This window comes from Shewanella sp. A22 (assembly GCF_053850585.1).
Map to the genome: position 1 here is coordinate 1 of NZ_JBSQBN010000194.1, position 4626 is coordinate 4626.

Below are 4626 nucleotides of genomic sequence, written 5' to 3' on the forward strand. Positions count from 1 at the left end.
GTCTATTTTTTTCCATAAAAAATAACACATTCCCACCATCCATGGCGGTCAGATACTGGAGGTAGAGTAACGCAGGAGCTTGTTACCGAGGATCACTATTCGCTTCAATCATCTGCCTTGCCTACAGAACTTTATACTCCGCTGAAAGATCACATATTTAATAGGATTGGTATAAATACCCCATACTGGATAAAGTTACTTTAGTACAGTCAAAACAAAAAGCCCCGCATTAATGCGAGGCTCTTACACTGACAAGTCGTCTATCAAGTTTACAATAACTTGTAGATTACTTAGCGTTCATTAACGCAACAGCGTTATCTAACATGCGGTTACTGAAACCCCATTCGTTATCATACCAAGACATCACTTTCACTAAACGACCATTAACACGTGTCTGTGTTGCGTCAAAATTTGAAGAGAAAGGGTTATGGTTAAAGTCGATAGACACTAATGGTTCTTCATTAATCGCTAATACTTCAGACATTGGAGACTGTTGTGATGCGCGAGTAATGATGGCATTAACTTCTTCAACCGTTGTGTCGCGAGATGCTAAGAAAGTTAAGTCAACTAGTGACACATTGATGGTAGGTACACGTACCGCTAAACCATCAAACTTACCTAGAAGCTCAGGAACTACTAGACCGACAGCCGCCGCCGCACCTGTTTTAGTTGGGATCATCGACATTGCTGCAGCACGAGCACGACGTAAATCTGTGTGATATACGTCAGATAAACGTTGATCATTAGTGTAAGAATGGATTGTGGTCATTAAACCAGACTCAATACCAAGTTCATCGTTTAATGGCTTAGCAATAGGCGCTAAACAATTAGTTGTACATGATGCACCTGAAATAACGGTCATATCAGACGTTAATACGTCGTTATTAACGCCATATACTATGGTTGCATCTACATTTTTACCTGGCGCAGAAATAATGACTTTCTTCGCACCCGCGGCAAGATGTGGTTGAACCGCTTCTTTAGACGTAAATATGCCTGTACATTCAAACACAACATCAACTTTCAATTCAGCCCAAGGTAACTTTGATGGGTCACGTTCTTGGAACGTTAAGATTTTATCGCCATTGATGTAGATTGCTTCTTCATCATGGTCCACTTTTGCATTAAAACGACCATGAACAGTGTCATATTTAGTTAAATGAGCATTGATTGATGCGTCACCTAAATCGTTTAACGCAACGATCTCGATTGGGTAATTTTTTTCGCTTTCATAAAGTGCACGTAAAACATTTCTACCGATACGGCCATAGCCGTTAATTGCAACACGGATAGTCATCTCATATCCCTCAAGTTAAAATAATTTGGTGGCATCTCAATCGCCTAGTTGTAAAATTACCAAATTAACCGTAATGGTCAAGTTAAATCACCCAAAAAAGCCAAATAAGGGGATTAATTTTGTATTTTTTTTACATTTAGCACGTTTTGAAGATAATTTAAGCACAGTTTTGTAAGTTACGACTCAATTTTAAGCGCGTCAGTTTTGCTACAAAGTTTGTCATTTTTGCTTATTTTAATAACCTTTCACTTTTGCTATCAGTAAATTGCTCACTCATGACGGCAGACACTAACTCTACGGCTTGGCGGTCTAAAATTTCAGCCTGAATATTGTCACCATTAATGATGGCGAGTAATTTTTGTTCATCAGCATGGTTTTGGCTGATTAACAAATTGGCTCTGGTTAATAAATATTCTTTTTCTGCTTCTCCTTGTTGTCGGTAGACTGAAGCGAGAGCTAAAAACCAATCGGCATCAATTTTTTTTGATTCTGTTGTCGCAAGAAGATGCAAATAGAGTTGTTTCGCATCAGCAGGAGAAACCCGAACATAATAAGCTGCGAGTTGAGTGATTATGTCATTGTCGGTGAGCAGACCTTGTTTATAAGTATCTTCCACAATGGCAAATGCGTCTTGGTCGTTGAAACGCACCCAACGATAAAAAGCTAAATGAATGTCATTATTGGTGCGGGTAAACTCTTGAAGTTCAGCCAAGGTCTGTGTACTCACGGCAAATGCACGCTCACGGTCCCGAGTTCGGTAAGTATTTATCTTATGCTGAACACCCGCCGCCAGTTTAATGCAATTGCTATAGTTTTCGAGGTAAATAAGCTGTTTATACAATTGCTCACCAGTGGGGTGAGCTGTTGTTTTTAATTGATAACGATGTCTAATTAAGTCTGCTTTTTCAAATCGACACCAACTATCTTTGTGTAAATCGGCACAAAGTTCAGGATTATTTTTACAAATTAGGTCGCTATTACGGTGATTATCACACCCAAAGAGGCCAAAAATAGGCCCAATAATGATAAATGATGTAATTAATACAAAATTCTTGCTCAAATTCGACTCCAATAGGTAAATTGTCTAATAAAATTACATATTTAGTGGAAATTTGTTACTGGCGAAAAAGCGAATATTTCATTACAATGTCGCCGACCAAACAGGGGATACACCCCATACAATATACTACATTTTTGGTCTTTTCTTTTTGTTACTCAAACCTTTCTGATAAAACTTAGAAAAGTGAGATAAAGGATCCCTACATGAGCGCAGATAAACATTTACAAAGCTGGCAAGAACGTTTCGAAATGGCAGAAGCAATGCAGCCGTTGCTTGGAAAATTATATCGTAACCAAGGTGTTGAAGTAATGGTTTATGGTAAACCATTATTAAATGCATCAACCATCGAAATCATTAAGTCACACCGTTTAGTACGTCGTCATGTCGGTGAAAAATTACGTCTTCGTGAAAGTTTCCCATTTGTTGTTGCACTTAGCAAATTAGCAATCAAACATTGCCGAGTGGATATAGGTAAACTTGCGATTAATTACTGGCGTGATAATAAGGACGCAAGCGGTATTGAAGCCTATATGGCTAAAGAATTAACTGAAGCTATCAATCATGGTGATGATACTCCGGCTCGTGATGTTGTGCTTTATGGTTTTGGGCGCATTGGTCGTTTATTAGCGCGTCTATTAATTGAGCGTACAGGTAAAAGCAACAAATTGCGTTTGCGTGCCATAGTGCTGCGTGGCGGTAAAAAGGGCGATTTAGAGAAACGTGCCAGCTTATTGCGTCGTGATTCTGTTCACGGTCCATTTAATGGCTCGGTTGAAGTCGATGAAGACAACAATGCTATCATCGCCAATGGTACTTATATTCAAATCATCTATGCCAATTCGCCAGACCAAGTTGATTACACTCAATATGGTATAAAAGACGCGTTAATTGTTGATAATACGGGTATTTGGAAAGATGAAGAGGGCTTAGGGTTACATCTTAAAAGCCCTGGAGCAACAAAAGTATTGTTAACTGCACCAGCTAAAGGTGCGATTAAAAATATTGTTTATGGTGTCAATGAAAATGACATTCTTGCTGAAGACACCATTGTTTCTGCGGCAAGCTGTACCACAAATGCAATTACCCCTGTGCTCAAAGCGGTCAACGACAAGTATGGTATTGAGAATGGTCATGTAGAAACGATTCATTCTTATACTAACGACCAAAACTTGATTGATAACTATCACAGTGCCGATCGCCGTGGTCGTAGCGCGCCATTAAACATGGTCATCACAGAAACAGGTGCAGCAAAAGCCGTTGCTAAAGCACTACCAGTATTAGCGGGTAAATTAACAGGTAACGCAATTCGCGTTCCTACACCTAATGTGTCGATGGCGATTATTAGTGTTAATTTACAAGCAGAAACAAACCGTGATGAACTTAATGAATATTTAAAAGATGTCGCATTACAGTCACCTTTACAAAATCAAATAGACTTTACTGAGTCAACAGAGATTGTATCAAGTGATTTAGTCGGTTCACGTTATGCTGGGGTTGTAGACTCTCAAGCAACCATCGCAGATGGTAAACGTGCAATATTGTACGTTTGGTATGACAATGAATTTGGTTATAGCTGCCAAGTTGTTGGCGTGATGCAAAAGATGCTAGGGTTGAACACATTATCTTTACCTAATATCTAAGCTGTAACCATTCTATTGGGCGAATTTACTGGGCCTAAACGATATAATACAAAAAGCACCTCTTTTGAGGTGCTTTTTTGTAAGATGTAAAAAAAACACCAGAGTGATGATTTATGCATCAAACAGTCATGTTGTTGCCATAATCATGTCTTTATTGATTGACTATCTTTCCTAAATCGGTAGAATGCCATTCCGCAGTCAGGGAAACACACTCTTACTGCTTAGCATCAGCTTTATATTAGGCAGCTGTTATAGTAATTTAAGGCGACATTAGCTCAGTTGGTAGAGCGATACCTTGCCAAGGTATAGGTCATCGGTTCGAACCCGATATGTCGCTCCAATTTCTTATCTAATCCGATAGGCAAGATTTTGGTAAAAGCATGGCGCGATGGCAGAATGGCTATGCTGCGGATTGCAAATCCGTCGACCTCGGTTCGACTCCGGGTCGCGCCTCCACAAAATTGAGTTTAATGGTTACATTAAGTAACGATTAACACAACACTTTGCCCGAGTGGTGGAATCGGTAGACACAAGGGATTTAAAATCCCTCGCTGAATAAGCGTGCCAGTTCAAGTCTGGCCTCGGGTACCATTATAATCTCTAGCAATAGAGAGTGGTGTAAAAAAGCC

3 protein-coding genes and 3 tRNA genes are annotated in these 4626 nt (G+C 39.5%); 4 read left to right on the top strand and 2 right to left on the bottom strand.

Annotation, left to right across the window (positions count from 1 at the left end; all coding sequences use genetic code 11):
* Positions 1-286 precede the first annotated feature (286 nt).
* Entirely contained in the window at positions 287-1297 is a 1011-nt protein-coding gene (gene gap, locus ACWXWT_RS19850; RefSeq protein WP_456043298.1) for a type I glyceraldehyde-3-phosphate dehydrogenase, read from the bottom strand.
* A gap of 229 nt (positions 1298-1526) precedes the next feature.
* Positions 1527-2357, bottom strand: a complete 831-nt coding sequence (locus ACWXWT_RS19855; RefSeq protein ID WP_456043300.1) for a DUF2989 domain-containing protein — start codon at positions 2355-2357, stop codon at positions 1527-1529.
* Positions 2358-2560: 203 nt separating this feature from the next.
* Here ACWXWT_RS19855 and ACWXWT_RS19860 point away from each other — a divergent pair, with 203 nt between their 5' ends.
* From ACWXWT_RS19860 to ACWXWT_RS19875, 4 genes are all read left to right on the top strand, one after another.
* Complete coding sequence (locus ACWXWT_RS19860; RefSeq protein ID WP_456043301.1) at positions 2561-3997, top strand: glyceraldehyde-3-phosphate dehydrogenase; 1437 nt, start codon at positions 2561-2563, stop codon at positions 3995-3997.
* A 264-nt stretch (positions 3998-4261) separates the two neighbouring features.
* Positions 4262-4337, top strand: a tRNA-Gly gene (locus tag ACWXWT_RS19865).
* 42 nt (positions 4338-4379) lie between these two features.
* Positions 4380-4453: transfer RNA gene (locus ACWXWT_RS19870), tRNA-Cys, on the top strand.
* A gap of 49 nt (positions 4454-4502) precedes the next feature.
* A tRNA-Leu gene (locus tag ACWXWT_RS19875) sits at positions 4503-4588 on the top strand.
* Positions 4589-4626: the final 38 nt, after the last annotated feature.

Bases quoted from the DNA above. Each gene is read 5' to 3' on its own strand.
- gap (WP_456043298.1), bottom strand. From the start codon at position 1,297: ATGACTATCCGTGTTGCAATTAACGGCTATGGCCGTATCGGTAGAAAT.
- ACWXWT_RS19860 (WP_456043301.1), top strand. From the start codon at position 2,561: ATGAGCGCAGATAAACATTTACAAAGCTGGCAAGAACGTTTCGAAATG.